This is a genomic window from Pedobacter sp. SAFR-022, assembly GCF_051965375.1.
Classification (GTDB): domain Bacteria; phylum Bacteroidota; class Bacteroidia; order Sphingobacteriales; family Sphingobacteriaceae; genus Pedobacter.
The window spans coordinates 18151-38380 of sequence record NZ_JBQCME010000011.1 but is presented as its reverse complement, the minus strand read 5'-3'; the positions used below and the strand labels follow the sequence as shown (position 1 = coordinate 38380).

General features: G+C 38.8%; 16 protein-coding genes. 14 read left to right on the top strand and 2 right to left on the bottom strand.

Going from position 1 to position 20230, the window contains the following annotated elements; translation table 11 throughout:
* Positions 1 to 82 precede the first annotated feature (82 nt).
* From ACTHQF_RS17195 to ACTHQF_RS17170, 6 genes are all read left to right on the top strand, one after another.
* The gene (locus ACTHQF_RS17195) at positions 83 to 688 is read left to right on the top strand and encodes a ParA family protein (RefSeq protein ID WP_188627940.1); all 606 of its coding nucleotides are present in this window, start codon (positions 83 to 85) and stop codon (positions 686 to 688) included.
* 42 nt (positions 689 to 730) lie between these two features.
* Positions 731 to 979 (top strand): hypothetical protein, encoded by a 249-nt coding sequence (locus tag ACTHQF_RS17190; RefSeq protein WP_188627941.1) that lies wholly within the window; start codon positions 731 to 733, stop codon positions 977 to 979.
* A 618-nt stretch (positions 980 to 1597) separates the two neighbouring features.
* Positions 1598 to 3769: an ATP-dependent endonuclease gene (locus ACTHQF_RS17185; RefSeq protein ID WP_188627942.1), complete on the top strand. Its 2172-nt coding sequence runs from the start codon at positions 1598 to 1600 to the stop codon at positions 3767 to 3769.
* A 1-nt stretch (position 3770) separates the two neighbouring features.
* Positions 3771 to 5672 carry a UvrD-helicase domain-containing protein gene (locus tag ACTHQF_RS17180; protein WP_188627943.1) on the top strand — a complete coding sequence of 634 codons (1902 nt, stop codon included), beginning with the start codon at positions 3771 to 3773 and terminating at the stop codon, positions 5670 to 5672.
* Between the two features lie 7 nt (positions 5673 to 5679).
* Entirely contained in the window at positions 5680 to 6087 is a 408-nt protein-coding gene (locus tag ACTHQF_RS17175; protein WP_188627944.1) for a hypothetical protein, read from the top strand.
* Between the two features lie 24 nt (positions 6088 to 6111).
* On the top strand, positions 6112 to 6702 hold the full coding sequence (locus tag ACTHQF_RS17170; RefSeq protein ID WP_188627945.1) for a hypothetical protein: 591 nt from the start codon (positions 6112 to 6114) through the stop codon (positions 6700 to 6702).
* A gap of 87 nt (positions 6703 to 6789) precedes the next feature.
* Here the strand turns inward: ACTHQF_RS17170 and ACTHQF_RS17165 are convergent, their stop codons facing one another.
* A complete protein-coding gene (locus ACTHQF_RS17165) occupies positions 6790 to 7017 on the bottom strand; it encodes a DUF7695 domain-containing protein (protein ID WP_188627946.1) in 228 nt (75 codons plus the stop codon).
* 359 nt (positions 7018 to 7376) lie between these two features.
* On the opposite strand from ACTHQF_RS17165, the gene ACTHQF_RS17160 reads away from it, so the two are divergent.
* From ACTHQF_RS17160 to ACTHQF_RS17130, 7 genes are all read left to right on the top strand, one after another.
* Positions 7377 to 7667: a plasmid mobilization protein gene (locus tag ACTHQF_RS17160; RefSeq protein WP_188627947.1), complete on the top strand. Its 291-nt coding sequence runs from the start codon at positions 7377 to 7379 to the stop codon at positions 7665 to 7667.
* A complete protein-coding gene (locus ACTHQF_RS17155; RefSeq protein ID WP_188627948.1) occupies positions 7648 to 9210 on the top strand; it encodes a relaxase/mobilization nuclease domain-containing protein in 1563 nt (520 codons plus the stop codon). The genes ACTHQF_RS17160 and ACTHQF_RS17155 overlap by 20 nt, the downstream gene beginning before the upstream one ends.
* Positions 9211 to 9551: 341 nt before the next feature.
* On the top strand, positions 9552 to 9890 hold the full coding sequence (locus ACTHQF_RS17150) for a DUF6660 family protein (RefSeq protein WP_440432136.1): 339 nt from the start codon (positions 9552 to 9554) through the stop codon (positions 9888 to 9890).
* Between the two features lie 81 nt (positions 9891 to 9971).
* Complete coding sequence (locus ACTHQF_RS17145; protein WP_188627949.1) at positions 9972 to 14342, top strand: CusA/CzcA family heavy metal efflux RND transporter; 4371 nt, start codon at positions 9972 to 9974, stop codon at positions 14340 to 14342.
* Positions 14342 to 15592, top strand: a complete 1251-nt coding sequence (locus ACTHQF_RS17140; protein ID WP_188627950.1) for an efflux RND transporter periplasmic adaptor subunit — start codon at positions 14342 to 14344, stop codon at positions 15590 to 15592. The genes ACTHQF_RS17145 and ACTHQF_RS17140 overlap by 1 nt, the downstream gene beginning before the upstream one ends.
* A gap of 56 nt (positions 15593 to 15648) precedes the next feature.
* On the top strand, positions 15649 to 16068 hold the full coding sequence (locus tag ACTHQF_RS17135) for a Fur family transcriptional regulator (RefSeq protein WP_188627951.1): 420 nt from the start codon (positions 15649 to 15651) through the stop codon (positions 16066 to 16068).
* 146 nt (positions 16069 to 16214) lie between these two features.
* Positions 16215 to 18146 carry a heavy metal translocating P-type ATPase gene (locus tag ACTHQF_RS17130; RefSeq protein WP_440432145.1) on the top strand — a complete coding sequence of 644 codons (1932 nt, stop codon included), beginning with the start codon at positions 16215 to 16217 and terminating at the stop codon, positions 18144 to 18146.
* A 138-nt stretch (positions 18147 to 18284) separates the two neighbouring features.
* Here the strand turns inward: ACTHQF_RS17130 and ACTHQF_RS17125 are convergent, their stop codons facing one another.
* A complete protein-coding gene (locus tag ACTHQF_RS17125; RefSeq protein ID WP_188627953.1) occupies positions 18285 to 18614 on the bottom strand; it encodes a YnfA family protein in 330 nt (109 codons plus the stop codon).
* Between the two features lie 394 nt (positions 18615 to 19008).
* Between ACTHQF_RS17125 and ACTHQF_RS17120 the strand changes: the two genes are divergently transcribed.
* Positions 19009 to 20205, top strand: coding sequence for a sulfite oxidase (locus tag ACTHQF_RS17120; protein ID WP_188627954.1), 1197 nt, complete (start codon positions 19009 to 19011; stop codon positions 20203 to 20205).
* Positions 20206 to 20230 lie beyond the last annotated feature (25 nt).

The window sequence follows — 20230 nt, the reverse complement described above, 5'->3', positions numbered from 1 at the left end:
TTAAATAATACTTAGTATATATGTATTTACATAAATACATATATATATAAATGAATAAATACAAAATTATGTATATTTGTATATGGCAAAAATAATTACCATAGCACATCAAAAAGGCGGCGTAGGAAAAAGTACATTAGCTCTAAATCTAGCCATTTGTTTTCAGGATCAGCTAACAGTAGCCCTGGTGGATACCGATCTACAAGGAAGTATAGCAGATCTCAAGCATGATCTGCCGGAGCTCTCTATCATTCAGGAAGATAATTTTGAAGCTATCCGTAATTTGGCACATCAGCTAGTCATTATTGATACCCCCCCGTATCTTTCCAACCGCTTGCCGGAATTATTCTTGATTTCTGATTATGTACTCATACCTACAAAGGCAGGATTTTTTGACGTGATGGCCATACGCTCTACTGTCGCCTTAGTTAGGGAAGCTCAAATTAAACATGCCGGGCTTAAGGCGGGCATTGTATTAAATATGATCAAGCCCCGGTCAGGGGTAACCTCTGAGGTACAAGAACTCTTAAAAAACTTTGATGTGCCTTTATTGACTACAGTTATCCATGACCGGGTAAGCTTCACCAGATCGCCAATAACGGGAGGGGTATTAAATGGAGTAGATAGTAAAGCCAAAGAAGAAATAACCGCTTTAGCTGAAGAAATAGTAAATTCGATTAGTGCATAGATACATAAATATGTAATTTTGTATTTACATAAATTTAAGATTATGACTAATTATAAAGATAAGTTGGGCAACCTTGCCGACCGATTAAAAAAAGAAGAACCAAAAACGCCCATCCAAGAAGTAAATCCCGTTAAGGGTAGGGTAGAAGAAAAAGAGCCTGAAGGGCAGCTCAACGTTTGGATTCCAAAAAAACTGCTCAAAAGAATGAAATCATTTGGTGTAGAAAAAGAACTTACGCAAAAAGATATCGCCATTTTAGCATTGGATAAATATTTATCTGAAATAAAGTAACGGAATTTTCTATTATACTGTCATCTCACTATTATAACATAAGGTAATAATGGATGAAGTGATATTCGTTAAATTTGTCCTTCTTAGAAATCGTGCAAACCGGCAGATATTTGATAGAGCTATCTTTCAAGCAAAAACCGAGTGAAATTATTCGTAATAGAAGAACAGACATACTGATCTGCTATTTTACGTACGAATCATTACCTATTGATTACGAAGGAGACGGGTACTCTCAGCAACCCTACCCCATATAATATAACGCCTGGATATATTGTGCTTGCGGGCACATCCTCTTAATATTTAATATAAATCTTATTAACCTGTTAGCCTATTATGCTGATGACTTAATATCAGCTAGGATCAAAGCTTGAACTCGGTTTCCTGAATGGACAGCATCATTGCTAAGAGCTACTATTATATCAAAAGTATGTGTTTTATCTAATTATTGTTACTGTAAATACGAAGGTTTAAATAATAATATAATTCATTAAAGTGTTTATTAGCCTTAATAATTTATTCAAGATTCTCATCGTAGATAAAATCTGAAAGAAGCCTAGCAGTATCAATTAATATAGATGAGAAATAGTATATTTATTTTTTAAATTAATGCTTCTCAGAATGCAAATAAGCTTTGTACATGTACAGAATTTTCGAAAACTAAAGGATTGTCGAATTGATTTCTCTGAAAATCAAACATTATTTGTTGGTGCAAACAATAGTGGAAAAACGACGGCTATGGATGCTCTCATACTTTTTTTTAAGTATAAGAGCAAATTCACTACACGAGATTTTACACTATCTAATTGGACCGCTATAAATGAAATTGGCAAAAAATGGCATCTTGCTACTGAATTCGATGAAATAGACTTAAGCCTAGACTCATGGTTACAGAGTTTACCATCTTTAGATATCTGGTTAAAAGTTGAAAATTCCGAACTCCATTATATCCATCATTTAATTCCTACTCTCGATTGGACTGGGGGCTTATTAGGAATAAGATTACGGTATGAACCATCAAATATGGAGGAATTATTTAAAGAATTTACTTCATCATACAAAACTTCAAGCGCGCTCTTAGAAAACGATGTTGTTGACGATTTTAAAATATGGCCAACTAGTTTGTGGGATTTTCTTGACGAAAAAAGTAATTTAAATAGGTATTTCTCTGTTCATACATATTTACTTGATCCAGATCAGCGAGAAGTACCGCAAGTTCTAAGCGAATTTGATTTGCCTGTGGAAGGAGATGCTTTTAGTGGTTTGATTAAAGTAGATATTATCAATGCTCAAAGGGGATTCTCTGACGTAAATTCTGATAGTTCGGAGAATACTGCCACTGTCAAAAATCTTTCAAGTCAATTAAGAAATTATTACGACAAACACTTAAACCCTACAGTAAACCCATCTAGTGATGACATCAAAGCACTTCGAGCGATAAATGATGCAAAAAAAATATTTGACCAAAATTTAAAAGAATGTTTTAGCACCTCTCTTAAAGAACTCGAACTCTTAAACTATCCTGGATTTGGAAATCCTACAATTAATCTTTCAAGCCGTTTTAACACGTTGGATGGGTTGAATCACGAATCTGCAGTGCAATATGCTCTTGATGATGGTTTGTCTCTTCCAGAGAAATACAATGGATTAGGTTATCAAAATTTAATATCAATCATTTTCAAACTCATCCGTTTTCGCGATGAGTGGATGCAGGTAGGTAGAAATTATATCAATAATGCAAGCAAGGAATCAGCTGACTTCGAGCCTCTTCATCTAGTATTAATAGAGGAACCGGAGGCACATTTACATGCTCAGGTACAACAGGTTTTTATTAATAAAGCATATGATGTGCTTCGTAACCACAAAGAACTCCGCAGTTCCAAATTTAGAACTCAATTAGTAATTAGCACACACTCTAGCCACATTGCACATGAAGCAAGTTTTACTTCACTACGCTATTTCAAAAGAGCAGAAGCTATTTCAGGTAAAAGTACTACGTCTACAGTTGTAAATCTTTCGAAAACGTTTGGAACTGATGATGCTACAACACGTTTTGCTAAACGCTATTTAAAAACCACCCATTGTGATCTGTTTTTTGCTGATGCAGTAATTATGGTAGAAGGTCCAGCTGAACGAATGCTGGTTCCGTATTTTATTAAGCACCATAGTAAGTTGGACAACTGTTACTTATCAATTTTAGAAATTGGTGGTAGTCATGCACATACATTACAACAACTGGTAGAAAACTTAAGTATATTCTGTTTGATCATTACTGATATAGATTCAACTGAGGGAAAATCAAAAGTACAGCCGGATTTAGGTAAAGGACTTCTTTCTGGAAATAATACGCTGAAAAACTGGATACCGAAAATTTCTAGCATTGATAAACTTTTGAAACTAGATGTAGGGGGTAGAGCAGACGCTAGGTCCTTTGTAAAAGTTTCCTACCAACTTCCAATTAAGATAAAGGGTGAATTGGGCGTAGTAGAAGTTTATCCTTACACATTTGAGGATTCATTAGTTATGACTAACCGTCAAATATTTGCTGAATTGAGTGAATGTACGGGTTTGTTGAAAAAAATGACAACTGCAGCTAAAGACACTGATATAGCAAACTCTGCTAAGCAAATGTATGAGGCAATAACAGCTAGTAGTGCTAAAAAGGCTGAGTTTGCTTTAGAACTTCTTTACTTAGCAGAACCGATAAAATTAACTGCTCCTGAATATATTGCAGAGGGGCTTAGTTGGCTTGAAAAAAAGTTGGTTGCTGATAAATCTATATTGACAATCTGAAATGGGTGAATTCAATGCAGGTAATGATCGGGATGCCGGGGTAGACGATCAAATCTTTAGTTGTTTAAACCCGGATTCTCCAAAGAGTTTTTTTCTCTTCGCAGGAGCCGGATCAGGAAAAACGAGATCCTTGGTGAATGTGTTAACTCGTTTTAAGGAGTTATATGGTGAATACTTCAAACTTAGACGCCAAAAAGTAGCTGTTATAACGTATACGAATGCAGCCTGTGATGAAATTATTCACCGCTTAGATTATGATATGGCTTTTCATGTAAGTACAATCCACAGCTTTAGCTGGGAACTTATTAGCCACTTAACTTCAGATATAAAAGCTTGGTTAAGGATAAATTTAACCAAGGAAATTGCAGAAATTGCTATTGCTCAAGGTAAAAGCAAGAATTTAATGAACAAAACATCTGTTGAAAGAGCCCGCAAAATTGAATCAAAAACTAGAAGGCTTAATTCATTGCCTAATATTCTAAGATTTACGTATAATCCAAATGGAGATAATCTTACTAAAGATTCATTGAATCATTCTGAGGTTATAGCAATTACAGCTGATTTTATAGAAAATAAGCATCTAATGCAGGATATAGTTGCCTGCCGGTTCCCTATTATTCTTGTTGATGAAAGCCAGGATACAAAAAAAGATTTAATAGACGCATTGTTTGCACTACAAAAGCGTAAAAGCAAAATTTTTTCCTTGGGTTTATTTGGTGATACTATGCAACGCATTTATTCCGATGGAAAAGAAAATCTTGACAAAAATCTACCTACTGAATGGATTACACCTTCAAAAGTGATGAACCATAGGTCAAATAAACGAATTATTAACCTTGTAAATGATATTCGTAAAACAGTAGATAACCAAATACAAGTTCCAAGGCCAGAAAAACAAGAAGGTATAGTTAAATTTTTTATATCAACCCGGGATGCTAATAAGGCTTTTATAGAAAGTGAGGTAGCAAAAAAAATGGCCATAGCAACTAATGATCCTCTTTGGTCATTAAGTTCTAATCAAGTAAAAATGCTGATCCTGGAACATCATATGGCTGCTAGGAGAATGGGTTTTTTTGAGTTTTTTGAACCACTATATGAACAGGATAAAATAAAAACAGGTCTTCTCGATGGATCAAATTCTACTATTGGATTTTTCACCAGAATAATACTGCCACTTATCAAAGCTCACCAGGATGGAGACAAGTTTACTCTTGCTAAAATTGTAAAAAGCCATTCGCTTTTGTTGCAAAGAAATAAACTGATAGAAAGCAATGACCCAAGTGAAACATTAAAGTTAACAAATCGAGCATGCCGGGACTTATGTGCCTTATGGAATGGTAACCAAGATCCCAGTCTTATGCAGATAGTAAGAAATATTGAAGATTCAGGCTTATTTCCTATACCAGAGGCACTTTATCCGTTAGCAAGCAATAATGTAAGTTCTATTAAAAGTTTGAATGAAGAAGATGAAGAAATCAGTACTGATACTACTTTAAAAGCATGGGAAAGGGCATTAGAGGTTCCATTTTCACAGATAGTTTATTATGAGAGGTATTTAAGTGAAAAATCAAATTTTGGTACTCATCAAGGAGTTAAAGGCCTTGAATATTCCCGGGTAATGGTTATTATAGATGATGAAGAGGCAAAAGGATTTCTTTTCAGCTATGACAAATTATTTGGTTCTCGTGAATTAAGCCCTGGAGATCAAAAAAATATGGATGAGGGAAAGGAGACTGGAATAGACAGAACAAAAAGACTTTTTTATGTAGCATGTTCAAGAGCAAAAGATAGCTTAGCTATAGTTGCATACTCAGATAATCCAGTCACCGTCAAATTAAATCTACTTAAATATGGTTGGTTTAAAGAGAGTGAAGTTGAGATTATTAATGATAAAATAGCATAATTATTATATGTTAACCTTTATACTTGACATTAATCTATTCAATTTTAATTCAGGATCCGATGCTCCCTTTTGGACCTTATCTGGTGTTCTTATTGGTGCTATAGCTACTGGATGTATCAACTATCTACTGCAGAAGGGTCAGTTTAATCATAACATAGAAATGCATCGCCTTCAGAATCTTAGTAAGGAGGAAGCAAAAAGCTATCTATTAGAACTTTTAAATCACAAGACATATACAGATCGGAAATTTTCGACCTTGCGTAAAAGAACTGGTGCGTTTACTGATGATGAATTGCGCCTTTTATTGACTGAATTGGGAGCAATAAAAGGCATAAGTAAGAACAACAATGAAATATGGTACTTACGAACAAGAGAGGATGAGCGTCCAAAACCAGCTCGTAAGGGATATCAGTAGTAACTTGATAAATTAAATTCGAATATGAGCGAAATCCAGGAAGCTTTAGAAACTAAAATAAATTTAGACAAAGCATTAAATAGAATTATTGAAATAGATCAGTTTTTATCTAAGATCGATATTGAACTAGATGAAATTGCAGGTAAACTCGAATTTGTAACTATACAAGAGTTTGAATTATCCGAGCAAATTTCCAAAATATGTGATTCTACATATAATCGCAATGGCCTTTATATTTTTGAATTGCATTACCATGATACAAGTTTGAGTGTTAATGATTGGATGTCACAGTTCTCAGATGACTGGAAAAAATTCCCAATTTCATGGGTTCCTGGTATCAAAAGAATACGTGTATCAAAACATAAAAGTTTAAAAAACTGGATACCTATATACATAGGTAAAAGTAGAAAAGTAGGAAATAGGATCAATGAACACATTATTAAGAATATTGATGCTACTACCTTTGCAATGAAGCTTAAAAGCCGAACTAATTTATATGGAAGGAAATTTAGAGTTAGATGGATTCCATTAGATGTTACTAACTATGATATGATTGCTCCTGCATTGGAATCTAAACTTCGTGAGGTTTACAATCCTATTATTGGAAGACAATAGATGAAGGATTTGTGTTTTGACTTACCAGCAATTAGTATGATAATAATTAAGCGCAGCTGCGTTTAATTATCGGATAAATAAGACAAGTTAAAATTTCATTATAAATCCATTTTTAGCCAAAGGTGGTAAGCCACCATTATGAGCTGGATTTTCTTTGATTTCTATAATCCTTAAATGGTATTCCCCATCCACAGCCATAGCTCCACATGAGCATAAAACCATATCATACTGGTCCTTGCTTGTAAGTACATTTTCGCAGTTAAAACACACCGCCTGATTTGAAGCCAAATCAGGCTTATCAGTTAAGATATCCATATATACGAATATACAGATATTCGTATATATGGATAGTTGACCTTCAACCCAAAATGCCCTCGACGGGCATTTTTTGTTCTCGGTCTGCTCCAAAGACATAACCTCCCGGTTATGCTTTTCCGCCCCTAAGCCAGCTTCGTCTTTAGGATTTTGCCAAATCCTAAATTCTCCCTACCTTAGGGTTTAGCGTAAAGAAGCGAGGGGGGGCAGATGTATATACATTTCGTTTCACTCCATTATATCCACCACCAACCCTCGCCAAAAAGCTTAACGCTGCGCTACTTTTTGGAAGTGCAACGCAAGGACAAAACGCGCTGCTTATGTCCAAGCGAAGCAAACAAAAACCAAAGTTTTTGAAGATGGAAAAAGAGACCAACATTATCCTTCGGGTGTCCCCTTCGGATAAAAGAATCATTCAGGACAAAGCCAAAGAGGCCGGCATTTCGGTGAGCGAATATGCCCGCAAGGTGCTGCTTTCGGGCAGTATTATAAAGGTAGATGGGGAAGAAAAAAAGACTTTGAACGGGATTGCAAATAACCTCAACCAGCTGACACGGCACGCCAATTCCACCGGCATTATCCCAGCCGAGGTGAGTGGTACATTAAAAGAACTTATAGAAAAAATTCGCTATGCCTACCGCAAACGCTAATACTGGAAACGGATTTTCCAAGGCGATATCTTACGCCCTTCAGGAAGCTAAAAAGTATCCGGAGCAGATGCGCGCGAAAGTGCTCGACTTTAACCAGGTTTACGGCTCAAGCAGGGAAATGGGGAAGCAAATGCGAGAGCTAGCCGATGAGCGGAAAACGGTTCAGAAACCGGTGCTTCATGTGCAAATTAATTTTCATCCGGATGAAAAATTAAGCCGCGTTCAGGCGGAGCAGGCGATCGACAGTATTTTAAAAGATATCGGCATTGAAAAAGATAATCACCAGTACGTAGTGGTGCAGCATAAGGACAAGGCCCATGACCATTATCATGTTGTTGCCAACCGGGTGAGTATGGACGGGGAGCTACTCAATGATCACCGGATCAAGGACCGGCTGCAAGTTGCCTGTGACAAGGTAGAAAAGGAGCAGGGCCTAAGACCAACGCAGGGCAGAACGGTTGTCTATGATGCAAGGGAGGAGAAAGGTTTCCGGTATGTAAATGAACAGGAAAAGCAGACCAATAAACAGCAAAAACAAAATAAGGCAGTCCGAGATAAAAATCCGATAATCCAAGAACAGAAAAATGAAATCCGCAAGCATTTGCAGGAAGTACTATCTAAAAAAGAGATTGATAGTCCTGAAAAATTGAAGGTGGAACTAGAGAGGCGAGGAGTAGATGTTCAACTTTCAGAGAATAAAAACGGGATATCGGGTATCAGCTTTAAAAAAGATAATATTTCTGTAAAAGGCTCCGCTATAGACTATAAATGGAGCGAGATAAGCAAGGCACTAGAAGAAAACAGGGTAAAGGTTGAGCTGCTTAGAAATGTTAATCCACATCTCCTTAAATCGGCCCTGAAAGAACATGTACAAAAGCAGAAGGATGCAAGCCTTTTCAAAGCAGACGCACCAGGTAAAGGAAACATTGAAGCTCCGAAATTTGAGACACATTCAGCCGGGGTAAAAAAGGAAAGTTTACAGCCAACTCCAGAAGAAAAGAGAGAGCACGATTTTGTAAAGGATTATAACCTCCGGATAGAAAGTGCCATTAAGGAAATTAAAGCTGAACTGCAACGGGGAAATATGGGAGGCAATGTTTCTGGTATCATGGAGAAAAATGGGTTCAAGGAAGAAAAGGACCGTTTCATCTATTCAAATGCCGGGCTTCAAATAGGCATCAAAAAAAGCACTTTTGATTGGTCTGTAAAAGATGTCAAAGAGCAATTTGAACGGTTTAAGGACAGCGAAAAGCGGTATAGTCAGCTGATGCAGCAGGAGCCTAAAAAGATTAATATGCTTGATAAACTGACAGGGGCCGCTAAGGAGAAGGAAAAAGCTAATGATAACCTAAAAAGGGAGCAGCGGGAAGCCATTAAGCCGGAATTTAAGCCGCAAGTACGAGGAATGGAAAGCCGGGATCTTACGCTTCTTTCAAAATTTGAACATAGGGTATATGAGCATAAAAGGCAGGAGCAGTTAAGAGAAATGTTTTCTAAGAAAAATGAACAGGACCAGAATCGAAAAAACGGATTAAAAAGATAGTCCCCTTTAAAGCCAATCAACCAGGTCACCAAAAGCTATCACGTCTCTTTATGTTTAAAAAGATCATTCCTTACTGGTATTTAGCCACCGCCAAAAGCACCTTAACATTTTTTCTTTTTTAGTCCGCTTTTTTCCTGGGCACAGGTATTAATTCTTCTTTTTGCTGTCTGAGACGGTGGTTATCTGCCGCCCAGTGTTCATATTAGTGACTTAACACTAATTTCTCATAAATAGACCCTTTTTTGATAATACAATATGCAAAATTCAGAAGTGATATTTATTTGCAATATCATTGCATACCACATGCCCTTACTTTTGTTTACTGTTGAAGAACATAATTTGTGAGCATTAAATTTTATATTTGCTACCGAGTGAGGATACTTAGCTACATATTAAGTTTTATGGTACTGGTTTTATGCCTGATGCCATGTACGGATTTGGACCTTTCTTCTGATGAAGGGAAGGTTGAAATTAGTAGTACTGATAATACAGCAAAGCACACATTAGATATTTGTTCTCCTTTTTGCCAGTGCTCTTGCTGTACAAGCCCGACGCTGACATTATTTAATACTTTTACAATTAAGTCACCTCAAGGTCCGGACCGCTTGTACGGAAAGCACCTTCCCGGAAAAGTAATAGAAAGTATGTTTGCCGTATGGCAACCTCCCCGTTTGAGCTAAACTTCTGCTCTGAATTGCTTAGGCCATTCTCTTGATGATCTCTTTTTGAGATACTTTCTTATTTACTAATCATAACTATTCATGTTAGATAAAATTATTCTTTATTCCATCCGGAATAAGGTAGTGATTGCTGTGGGTATACTGCTGTTGATTATTTGGGGCGTTTATTCAGCTCTAAAGCTACCTATTGATGCTGTTCCGGATATTACAAATAACCAGGTGCAGGTAATTACCCAGGCACCCAATCTTGGGGCTCAGGAAGTTGAGCAATTCATCACAAATCCTGTTGAGCTTGCTTTGAGCAACATTGCCAATGTTGTCGAGCAGCGCTCCACTTCTCGTTCAGGTATTTCTGTTATCACTGTGGTATTTACAGACGATACTGATATTTATTGGGCAAGGCAACAAGTTTCCGAACGACTAAAGGAAGCTGAATCACAAATTCCTAATGGAATGGGAGAACCCTCAATGGGGCCGATAAGTACTGGCCTTGGAGAAATTTACCATTACGTTGTTCATACCAAGCCTGGTTATGAAACCAAATATTCGCCAACTGACTTAAGAACCATCCAGGACTGGATCATCCGCCGACAGCTAACAAGCACCAAGGGCCTGGCTGAAGTTAGCGCCTGGGGTGGGTATGTTAAGCAGTACGAGGTGGCTGTTAATAATGACCAGTTAAATGCTTTTGGACTTACTGTTACAGACATCTACAATGCCTTAGAGAAAAATAACGCAAATACCGGAGGCTCTTATATTGAGCAGCAAAATAGTGCTTATTTCATCAGAGGTCTTGGCCAGGTTAAAACCCTTACAGATATAGAAAAGATAGTGATATCCAATACCAAGGGTGCTCCGGTGCTCATTCGTGATGTAGCGAAGGTACAGTTTGGAAGCGCTACCCGATATGGGGCTGTCACTCGAAACGGAGAGGGCGAAGTTGTAGCTGGTATTACTCTAATGCTTAAAGGCGAAAACTTCAATGAAGTAATAAAGAATGTTAAAGATCGAATGGCCCAGATTCAAAAGTCTTTGCCAGAAGGTGTGGTTGTTGAACCCTTTATTGATCGAACTGAACTGGTTGGACGGGCTATTGGAACAGTTGAGAAAAACTTAATAGAAGGTGGTCTGATAGTAGTTTTTGTACTCGTGCTGCTCCTTGGAAACTTTCGAGCGGGTCTGGTGGTTGCCTCAGTTATTCCCCTGGCACTGCTGTTTGCCCTTGCCATGATGCGATTATTTGGGGTGTCGGGAAATCTAATGAGTCTTGGTGCGATTGATTTCGGATTAATTGTGGATGGAGCTGTAATCATTGTGGAAAGTATCGTTCACCGGATATCTACAGGGAATTTTCACCTGAATGGTGTTGCAAAGCTTAATCAAAGGCAGATGGACGAGGAGGTCTATACGGCATCCTCTAAAATTAGAAATAGTGCAGCCTTTGGCGAAATTATCATTCTGATTGTTTATCTCCCCTTATTTTCCCTGGTTGGTATTGAAGGGAAAATGTTTAAGCCTATGGCGCAAACAGTGGCCTTTGCTATTCTAGGGGCATTTATTCTTTCGCTCACTTATGTGCCAATGGCGAGTGCTTTATTCCTAAGTAAAAAGACTGTACATAAGCGCAATTTATCCGACCGGATTATGGATCTTCTTCATCGGATCTACAGACCAGTGCTAGATCTAACGCTAAGGATGAAGCGTATTGTGGTGTTGATTTCGGTTGTAATTCTTGCTATAAGCATCTGGGTATTCAGTCGTATGGGCGGAGAATTCATTCCAACACTTGAAGAAGGGGATTTGACGGTGGAAATTAGCATGATGCAGGGTACTTCATTAACCCGTACAATTGAAACCTTTAGCAAAGCAGAAAAAATATTGATAGCAAAGTTTCCGGAAATAAGGCAAGCTGTAACCCGTATTGGGAGCGCAGAGATTCCAACAGATCCTATGCCTATTGAACGGGGAGACATGATGCTTTCTATGAAACCAAAAGAGGAATGGACAAGTGCTGAAGATAGGGCTGAGATATCTGAAAAAATTGAAGAAGCACTATCGGCAATACCAGGTATTAATGTGGAGGTTACACAACCAATGCAAATGCGCTTTAATGAGCTAATGACTGGAATTCGGCAGGACGTAGCAATAAAGATTTTCGGGGAAAACATTGAAGTGCTATCGGAAAACGCGAATAAAATTGCATCCCTTATTAAAGATGTTGACGGCGTAAGTGAGCCGATCGTAGAAAAGGTAAGTGGTCTTCCCCAGATTTTGGTCACTTATAACAGAGACATGATAGCCCAGTATGGACTATCGATTGAAGCGGTCAATGCTGTTTTACAAACAGCTTTTGCAGGAAATGTAGCAGGAGTGGTTTTTGAAGGTGATCAGCGCTTTGACTTAGTGGTGAGACTGCAACGCAATCTTCGAGAAGATATCAGCAACATTGAAAATCTTTACATTTCGCTACCCTCCGGCAATCAGGTTCCATTGAATCAGGTTGCAAAAATAGAACTTAAGGATGCACCCGCTCAAATCTCCCATGAAGATGGCCGCAGAAGAATTTATGTCGGATTCAATGTGCGAGGAAGAGATGTCGAAAGCGTTGTAACTGAGATTGAGCAAAAGCTATCAAGAGAGCTGAAGTTACCTTCGGGATATTATACCACCTATGGTGGTCAATTCGAGAATCTAAATAAGGCAAAAGAAAGACTCACAATTGCTGTACCTGCTGCGTTACTTTTAATTATCGCGCTGCTCTATTTTACTTTCCGGTCAGTAAAAGAGACCTTGCTTATTTTTACTGCCGTGCCATTATCTGCTATTGGTGGTATTTTTGCATTAACCTTAAGAGGTATGCCCTTTAGTATTTCCGCAGGTGTTGGCTTCATTGCCCTGTTTGGTGTTGCTGTTTTAAATGGAATTGTACTGATTGGATATTTTAATCAGTTAAAATCAGAAGGTATTACTGACATCTATGAAAGGGTACGAAAAGGAACTTTTGTGCGCCTGCGACCAGTCATATTGACTGCGTCAGTTGCATCCCTTGGATTCTTACCAATGGCCCTTTCCAATACAGCGGGAGCCGAAGTTCAAAAGCCACTTGCAACTGTTGTCATTGGTGGGCTGATCACTGCAACCCTTCTGACTTTAGTTATTCTTCCAGCCCTGTATGTGCTGATTTTTGAAAAACAGGAGCGTAATCTTAAGACGGGCATTAAAGGTGGCTTATTACCATTATTTTTGCTGTTGGCTTTCAGTATGGTGACAGAAAACGCATCTGCGCAAACCCCGAAGTCCTTACAGCAGGTCATTGACATAGGATTAGCAAATAACCCAGGTTTAAAGGCAGGAAACCTGGCTGTAAATCAAGCGCGGGTTCTTCAGGGTACTGCTTTCGATCCGGACAAAACCCAGCTGAGCATATCACAAGACCCAACAGCCGGGGGAGGAAATGACAACAGCTTAAACATAAGCCAAACCATAGAATTTCCTTCAGTTTACTCAGCCCAGAAAAGGGTACTGAATGGAGAACGCAAGGTTGCAGAAACGAACTTTGATTTAGCAAAACTAGTCCTGATTCGTGATATTAGTTTAGCCTACCAGCAGCTTGCTTTTATTCAACAAAAAGGATCACTACTTAAGTCACTAGATAGTATCTACAGCAACTTCGATCAAAGGGCAGGTATAAGGTATAAAGCAGGAGAAACTTCTTATTTGGAAAAATTGGCTGCTCAAAGCAGACAGAAAGAAATTCGAATGCTGCAAAAGCAGGCTGCAAGCGACTTACAAATTGCTCAGGCAGAATTGCACAAGCTAACTGGCAGCGTAGAATTGATTATAGCTGAAGCACTAAGGCCATTGAAGCCAAGTGTACTAATGCTGGATTCTTTAAAGTCAAATTTATCGCTGTTAAAACAACAGCAACAAATCGGGCTAAGTAATGATCGCATTCGCCTGGAGAAAAGAAAGTTGCTGCCTGACCTTGTGGCTGGCTACTCTCACCAATTTTTAGTAAGTGGCTTTAACCCCGCTAATATAAACCGGGAATATTTTCCTGGGACACGTATCGCTGGATTTCAGCTAGGTGTTGGTATTCCTTTAATCTCAGGCGCACAGCGTGCCAGAGTCAAGGTTGCTGCTATTCAAAAAGAGATTGCAGAAGCTGATCTTGCTAATCTTCAAAACACGCTAGAATCAGATTATCGAAAGCAGGGCAATGAAGTATCTAAACAGCTTGCCGCATTGGAATATTATCAGTCTTCAGCGCTTGATGAAGCTGCTGAAATATTAAGAATATCTCAGTTTGCTTTCGAAAAAGGTGAGATTGGGTATGTCGAACATCTTCAAAATTTGTCCCATGTTATCAATATTCGAATGGGATATCTGGAAGCGATTCATCTTCTTAATCAAGCAACACTTCAACTCAACTATCTAAAAGGAAAATTATAATGAAAGCCGTAACTATTAAACTATATAAATACCTGATCAGTTCGCTATTGATGCTAGCTGTGCTATTAATAATCTCATGTAAAGGTAGTAATCCAACAACTGAGGTTGAATCTGAAGAGGAGGAACATACAGACGCTTTATCTTTAACTGAAAAACAGATGCAAGCTGTAGGAATAACCCTTGGAAAGATTGAATTAAAAAATCTGAAAAGTGTGGTCAAGGCTAACGGGCACCTGGAAGTTCCTCCACAAAACAATGCGGAAGTTCACCCATTAATAGGTGGGCTGATACAAAAGATCCACGTGCTTGAAGGTAATTACGTTAAAAAGGGTCAAACATTAGTGACGCTGGAGAATCCTGAGTTTGCCCAGGTGCAGCAGGACTATCTCGCTTCGAAAAGTGCACTTTCCTTTGCTGAGAAAGAGTATGAACGGCAAAAGGAACTGATGGATGCAAAAGCCGGTACTGGCAAAGTCTTTCAACAAGCTGAGGCTACCTATTTTGCAGAACAGTCCCGCTTTAGGACACTGAAGCGTCAACTTGGACAAATGGGAATAAGCTTTAAAGCCTTGGATAAGGGTGCTGTCATCACCCAGATTGCAGTTCCAGCTCCAATAAGCGGTGTAGTTGGTCATATCATGGCAACTACTGGAAGCTTCGCCGATATAAATAAACCTTTATTGAACATCACTGATAACAGCCGAATACATTGTGACCTTCTGGTATATGAAAAGGACCTATTTAAGGTTAAGTCCGGACAGCAGGTTGATTTTGTTTTAACAAATCAAAATAACCAGCAAATCACAGGAAAGATCTATGGCATTAATAAAACCTTTGAAAATGATAGCAAAGCGGTGATTGCCCATGCACGTATTGATAACCGGTCAAATAGGAACCTGATACCGGGCATGTATGTTTCCGCATTAATTGATGTCGGAAATCAAACTACCCAAGCTGTCCCGCTTGACGCAGTAGTAAGTGCTCAGGGCAAAAGCTATATTTTCATAGTAGATAGTTCAATGATCAAAAATGAAGAGCATGCTGAAGGCGAAAAAAACGATTCAGAAAAGGAAGAAGTGCGGGACAAAGAGTTTCATTTTAAGATTATTGAAGTAGCCACAGGCGTTTCCGATTTAGGCTATATAGAGATCATCCCATTGACAACTATTCCATCAAATGCATTAATTGTAACTAAAGGTGCTTTTTATATTCAGTCCAAAGCTTCAGGAGGTGGCGAGGAGCACCACTAATGTATTTGGCCTGCTGAAAACCAGTCTCAATCTGTATTGCAAATAAACTAATAAATATGAGTCCCAATATTGAAACAATGCTGATCGAAAAGGGAATCCAACCCACTGCTATGCGCATGCTGGTATTGGATTGTTTGCTTAAACAATCATCGGCCACTCCTATGACTGAATTGGAAAGTGAACTCCACCCCGCTGATCGAATCACCATATACAGAACACTCAAAACCTTTGAAGAGAAGGGAATGGTTCATGCAATTGATGATGGAAGTGGCGCAACTAAGTATGCGATTTGCGTAGAGGATTGCAGTACGACAGGTCATCATGACCTCCATGTACATTTTAACTGTAACATTTGCAAACAGACCACTTGTCTGCCTAATACAAGTGTACCGGAATTAAAGCTTCCTGAAGGTTTTGTCCCTGCAGAGTTAAGTCTTATTGTTAAGGGTGTGTGTCCTGGCTGTTCAAATAGATAATGCAATCCTATTGCATGCAATGCTTAGGTAACTTTGTGAATTAGAATACTTCATAACTACCCCCTGTTGACTTAGATCATGGAGGAGTTTTTAAAACAACAATAATGGAAGAAATTAAAAATAAGCAGCTTAATGATTTGGCAACTATGCCAAATCCAATTAACCAAGAAAGTGCACATTCTCAGAATGACGGGCATGATCACGGGCAACAAGACACTGAAACAAACGGAGTGCTTGCACATTGGGATTTAATCCTTGCCCTGTTAATGTTGGCCACCGAATTGATTTTGGAATTTGGTTTTAATTATAAACTAAGCAACCCCATTGGCTTCACTGTTAATTCCATTGCTTATCTGCTGGCTGGCAGAAGCGTACTTAATCTTGCATTTCGCAAAGCACGGAGGGGAGATATCTTTAATGAATTTGTCCTAATGAGTGTAGCTACCCTGGGAGCATTTTATATCGGTGAATATTCAGAGGGTGTAGCAGTAATGGTTTTTTACCAAATCGGCGAGTGGTTCCAGGATTCGGCTGTTAGTAGGGCAAAACGTAATATCAAAGCGCTACTGGATATCAGACCAGATGAAGTTACCGTACTTAGAAATGGAGTTGACCAGATAGTAACGCCCTCACAAGTGTCACTTGGAGAAACAATACAGGTCAAACCCGGAGAACGGGTGGCTTTAGATGGTATTTTAGTTTCCCAGAATGCATCTTTTAATACAGCAGCTTTAACTGGCGAGAGTAAACCAGACACCAAGTACAAAGACGAACCAATTTTAGCGGGAATGATCAACTTAAATACTGTAGCGCAGATTAAAGTTAGTTCCCTATTCAAGGACAGTAAGCTTAGCAAGATCCTTGAAATGGTACAGGATGCTACTGCTCGCAAGTCTCAGACACAGCTTTTTATTTCACGCTTTGCCAAGGTTTATACTCCCATTGTATTTTTTCTTGCTTTAGCGTTGGTTGCACTTCCCTATTTTTTTGTAGAAGGTTACGTTTTTAGAGACTGGTTGTATCGGGGACTTGTATTTCTAGTAATAAGCTGCCCTTGTGCATTAGTGGTGTCAATTCCCCTGGGATACTTTGGTGGTATTGGCTTAGCCTCCCGAAACGGAATTCTTTTTAAAGGGGGAAACTTTCTTGATGTTATGACCAAAGTAAATGCTGTTGTGATGGATAAAACCGGAACACTCACCAAAGGGGTATTTAAGGTTCAGCAAGTAGTTGCCCAAAGTATTAGCGAACAGGAATTGGTAAGAATAACAGCGGCTTTAGAAAAAAATTCTACCCATCCGGTTGGAAAAGCAGTGGTAGAGTATGCAGGGGAGGACTTAGGCACTTTAACCGCAAGTGAGGTTGAAGAGATAGCTGGTCATGGTTTAAAAGGAAAAGTTGATGGCAAACAAGTGCTTGCAGGGAACTTGAAACTCCTCAAGAAATTTGACATTTCCTATCCACCAGAAATTGAGCAAATCGTGTACACCATTGTTGTGATAGCAATTGATAATAGGTATGCCGGTTACATCACTATTGCTGATGAAATTAAAGAAGATGCAGCTGCCACTATCAAGGCAATGCACGACTTGAATATAAAAACAATAATGTTATCTGGCGACAAACAATCGGTAGTGGATGCGGTGGCAAAACAAATTGGAATCGATGCAGCATATGGGGATCTTCTTCCTGAAGGAAAAGTTGAGAAAGTACAATCCTTGAAAGATCAGGGTTTACAAATTGCGTTTGCCGGAGACGGTGTGAATGATGCTCCAGTAGTTGCTGTAGCTGATGTTGGCATAGCCATGGGTGGGCTAGGAAGCGATGCAACGATCGAGACTGCAGATGTTGTTATTCAAAATGATCAGCCCTCTAAAATAGTTTCGGCTATTAAAGTAGGTAAGATTACAAGGAACATCGTTTGGCAAAACATCATTTTAGCAATGGCAGTAAAAATTATTGTTTTAGCACTTGGGGCTGGAGGGGTTGCAAATCTGTGGGAAGCCGTAATTGCTGATGTTGGTGTTGCGTTGCTTGCTATTTTAAACGCGGTAAGGATTCAAAAGATTAGCCTGTAGCAATCTGATCTGGATACCGTTTAAAGGTGTTTACTCATTCTAAATTCAATGACGGCTTCATGATAATGCTTTAAGACACATTCCATGCAATGGTTGCATTAATAAATAAGTCTCGAGAGAGTTGAATACAATTTGCGATTAATTTCGCGGAGCGTAGATTATAATACAGGCGCCGATCAAAGCAATTGAAGCGCCTACTATATCATATTTATCAGGTTTAAATCCGTCTACTTTCCACGCCCATATTAAAGCTAAAACTATAAACACACCTCCATATGTAGCATATACCCTTCCAAAGTTGGCTGTTTGCCAAGTGGCAACGACTCCATAAAGAGCAAGAATTATCCCACCAAGTATACCGTACCAAAATGGCTTATCTTCTTTTAGCCATTGCCAAATTAGGTAACCACCCCCAATTTCAAATATGCCAGCGATTATAAAATAACATAAAGACCTTACTATATCCATTGGACTAAAATACCATTAAAGTTTAGCTGTTCTCCAACAGTGACATATCTAACATAAAAACTTATAAGCGGAAATATCATTAAATCCTCTTTTAAGAAGACGGCCTGGCTGTCTGACCTCAATAGAAGCTTTACGGCAAAAGAGAGAAATTGCGGTTTGTTCGACGCCGATCTAGCTTTCGCCAAATATTGAATACTCCAGTATTCCACCATTTTTTGATAGAAATTGAGATGAGTATTTGATAAACAGTTATAGAATTATTGTGTCTTTTCTAGCAGGCCAGCGATGAAGTAAAGTCTACAGTTGTTTCCTCTCAACCATCAAGAAAATGGAAGAATACAAGTTATCCTATGAGAGATTTTTGGCTATATTGTAATCACCTACATTTATTGAAATGAAAAACGACAAAACATCACAAAACTACACGTTAAACAGACGTAATTTTGTTACTGGAATTATCCCGGTGATAGCTGGCGCAACAATACCATCCTGGGCTTCGGCGAAGGAGAGTCAACAAACCAGAGAAGACAATGACTTTCCAGGACTTATCACGCGAGAGAAAAAGCCATTAAATATGGAGTTTCCATTTCCTACGTTAAAAAACAGGATTACTCCAAATAACCAGTTCTTCATCAGGAGTCATTTTAACATTCCCAATATTGATGCTGCAAATTGGGAATTAGAGATTGGCGGCAACACCAATCGTGTCATAAAAATCAATCTGAGCGAACTTAAAAAGCTTCCTGCAAAAAAGGTAATGGCTACTATAGAATGTGCCGGAAACGGACGTGCTAACCTCGCCCCAAAAGTGAAGGGTTTAGGATGGGAACAAGGTGGGATCAGCAATGCTGAATGGACAGGAGTACCTTTATCCGTATTGTTAAAAAAGGCTGGGATAAAGGTGGGTACGGTAGACATTATTTTGGAAGGGAATGATGAGGGGATGATTACAGAAGAGCCGAAATCACCAGGAAAAATCAAATTCGCCCGGAGCATTCCGTTAAATATAGCAATGCAGGATCACATCATCATCGCCTATGAAATGAATGGAAAACCATTGAGTGCTGAACATGGTTTCCCGGCAAGGGCAATTATTCCAGGATGGTATGGTATGGCATCTGTGAAATGGCTGATGAAAATTACTGCATCTGAAAAGCCGTTTGATGGCTATTGGCAGACGATTGAATATGCTTACTGGAAGCGTGTTGAAGGACTACCTACCTTGACGCCCGTAACCACTACATTGGTTAAGTCTGAAATATCAAGGCCGGTATTGTTTGAAGCGGTGCCGGCTGGAAAACCTTATCAAGTAAGGGGTGCAGGATGGTCAGGTGATAGTAACCTATCGAAAGTAGAAATAAGCACGGATAAAGGCAATTCATGGCAACCAGCAAAATTAATTGGTCCTGCTATCCCTTTCGCCTGGCAGCTATTTGAATTTGAATGGGTGGTTCCTGCTAAGACTGGAAGATATAGTTTAATGGCTAGAGCGACAGATCAAAATGGCAAAACGCAACCCATGGAGCATGATTTAGACAGAAGAACTTACATGGTTAATTTTATCTCGCCAATTGATGTAGATGTAATATAGCTCAATAAGAACAAATTTCAGGATC

Bases quoted from the DNA above. Each gene is read 5' to 3' on its own strand.
- ACTHQF_RS17195 (WP_188627940.1), top strand. From the start codon at position 83: ATGGCAAAAATAATTACCATAGCACATCAAAAAGGCGGCGTAGGAAAA.
- ACTHQF_RS17190 (WP_188627941.1), top strand. From the start codon at position 731: ATGACTAATTATAAAGATAAGTTGGGCAACCTTGCCGACCGATTAAAA.
- ACTHQF_RS17185 (WP_188627942.1), top strand. From the start codon at position 1,598: ATGCAAATAAGCTTTGTACATGTACAGAATTTTCGAAAACTAAAGGAT.
- ACTHQF_RS17180 (WP_188627943.1), top strand. From the start codon at position 3,771: ATGGGTGAATTCAATGCAGGTAATGATCGGGATGCCGGGGTAGACGAT.
- ACTHQF_RS17175 (WP_188627944.1), top strand. From the start codon at position 5,680: ATGTTAACCTTTATACTTGACATTAATCTATTCAATTTTAATTCAGGA.
- ACTHQF_RS17170 (WP_188627945.1), top strand. From the start codon at position 6,112: ATGAGCGAAATCCAGGAAGCTTTAGAAACTAAAATAAATTTAGACAAA.
- ACTHQF_RS17165 (WP_188627946.1), bottom strand. From the start codon at position 7,017: ATGGATATCTTAACTGATAAGCCTGATTTGGCTTCAAATCAGGCGGTG.
- ACTHQF_RS17160 (WP_188627947.1), top strand. From the start codon at position 7,377: ATGGAAAAAGAGACCAACATTATCCTTCGGGTGTCCCCTTCGGATAAA.
- ACTHQF_RS17155 (WP_188627948.1), top strand. From the start codon at position 7,648: ATGCCTACCGCAAACGCTAATACTGGAAACGGATTTTCCAAGGCGATA.
- ACTHQF_RS17145 (WP_188627949.1), top strand. From the start codon at position 9,972: ATGTTAGATAAAATTATTCTTTATTCCATCCGGAATAAGGTAGTGATT.
- ACTHQF_RS17140 (WP_188627950.1), top strand. From the start codon at position 14,342: ATGAAAGCCGTAACTATTAAACTATATAAATACCTGATCAGTTCGCTA.
- ACTHQF_RS17135 (WP_188627951.1), top strand. From the start codon at position 15,649: ATGAGTCCCAATATTGAAACAATGCTGATCGAAAAGGGAATCCAACCC.
- ACTHQF_RS17130 (WP_440432145.1), top strand. From the start codon at position 16,215: ATGCCAAATCCAATTAACCAAGAAAGTGCACATTCTCAGAATGACGGG.
- ACTHQF_RS17125 (WP_188627953.1), bottom strand. From the start codon at position 18,614: ATGGATATAGTAAGGTCTTTATGTTATTTTATAATCGCTGGCATATTT.
- ACTHQF_RS17120 (WP_188627954.1), top strand. From the start codon at position 19,009: ATGAAAAACGACAAAACATCACAAAACTACACGTTAAACAGACGTAAT.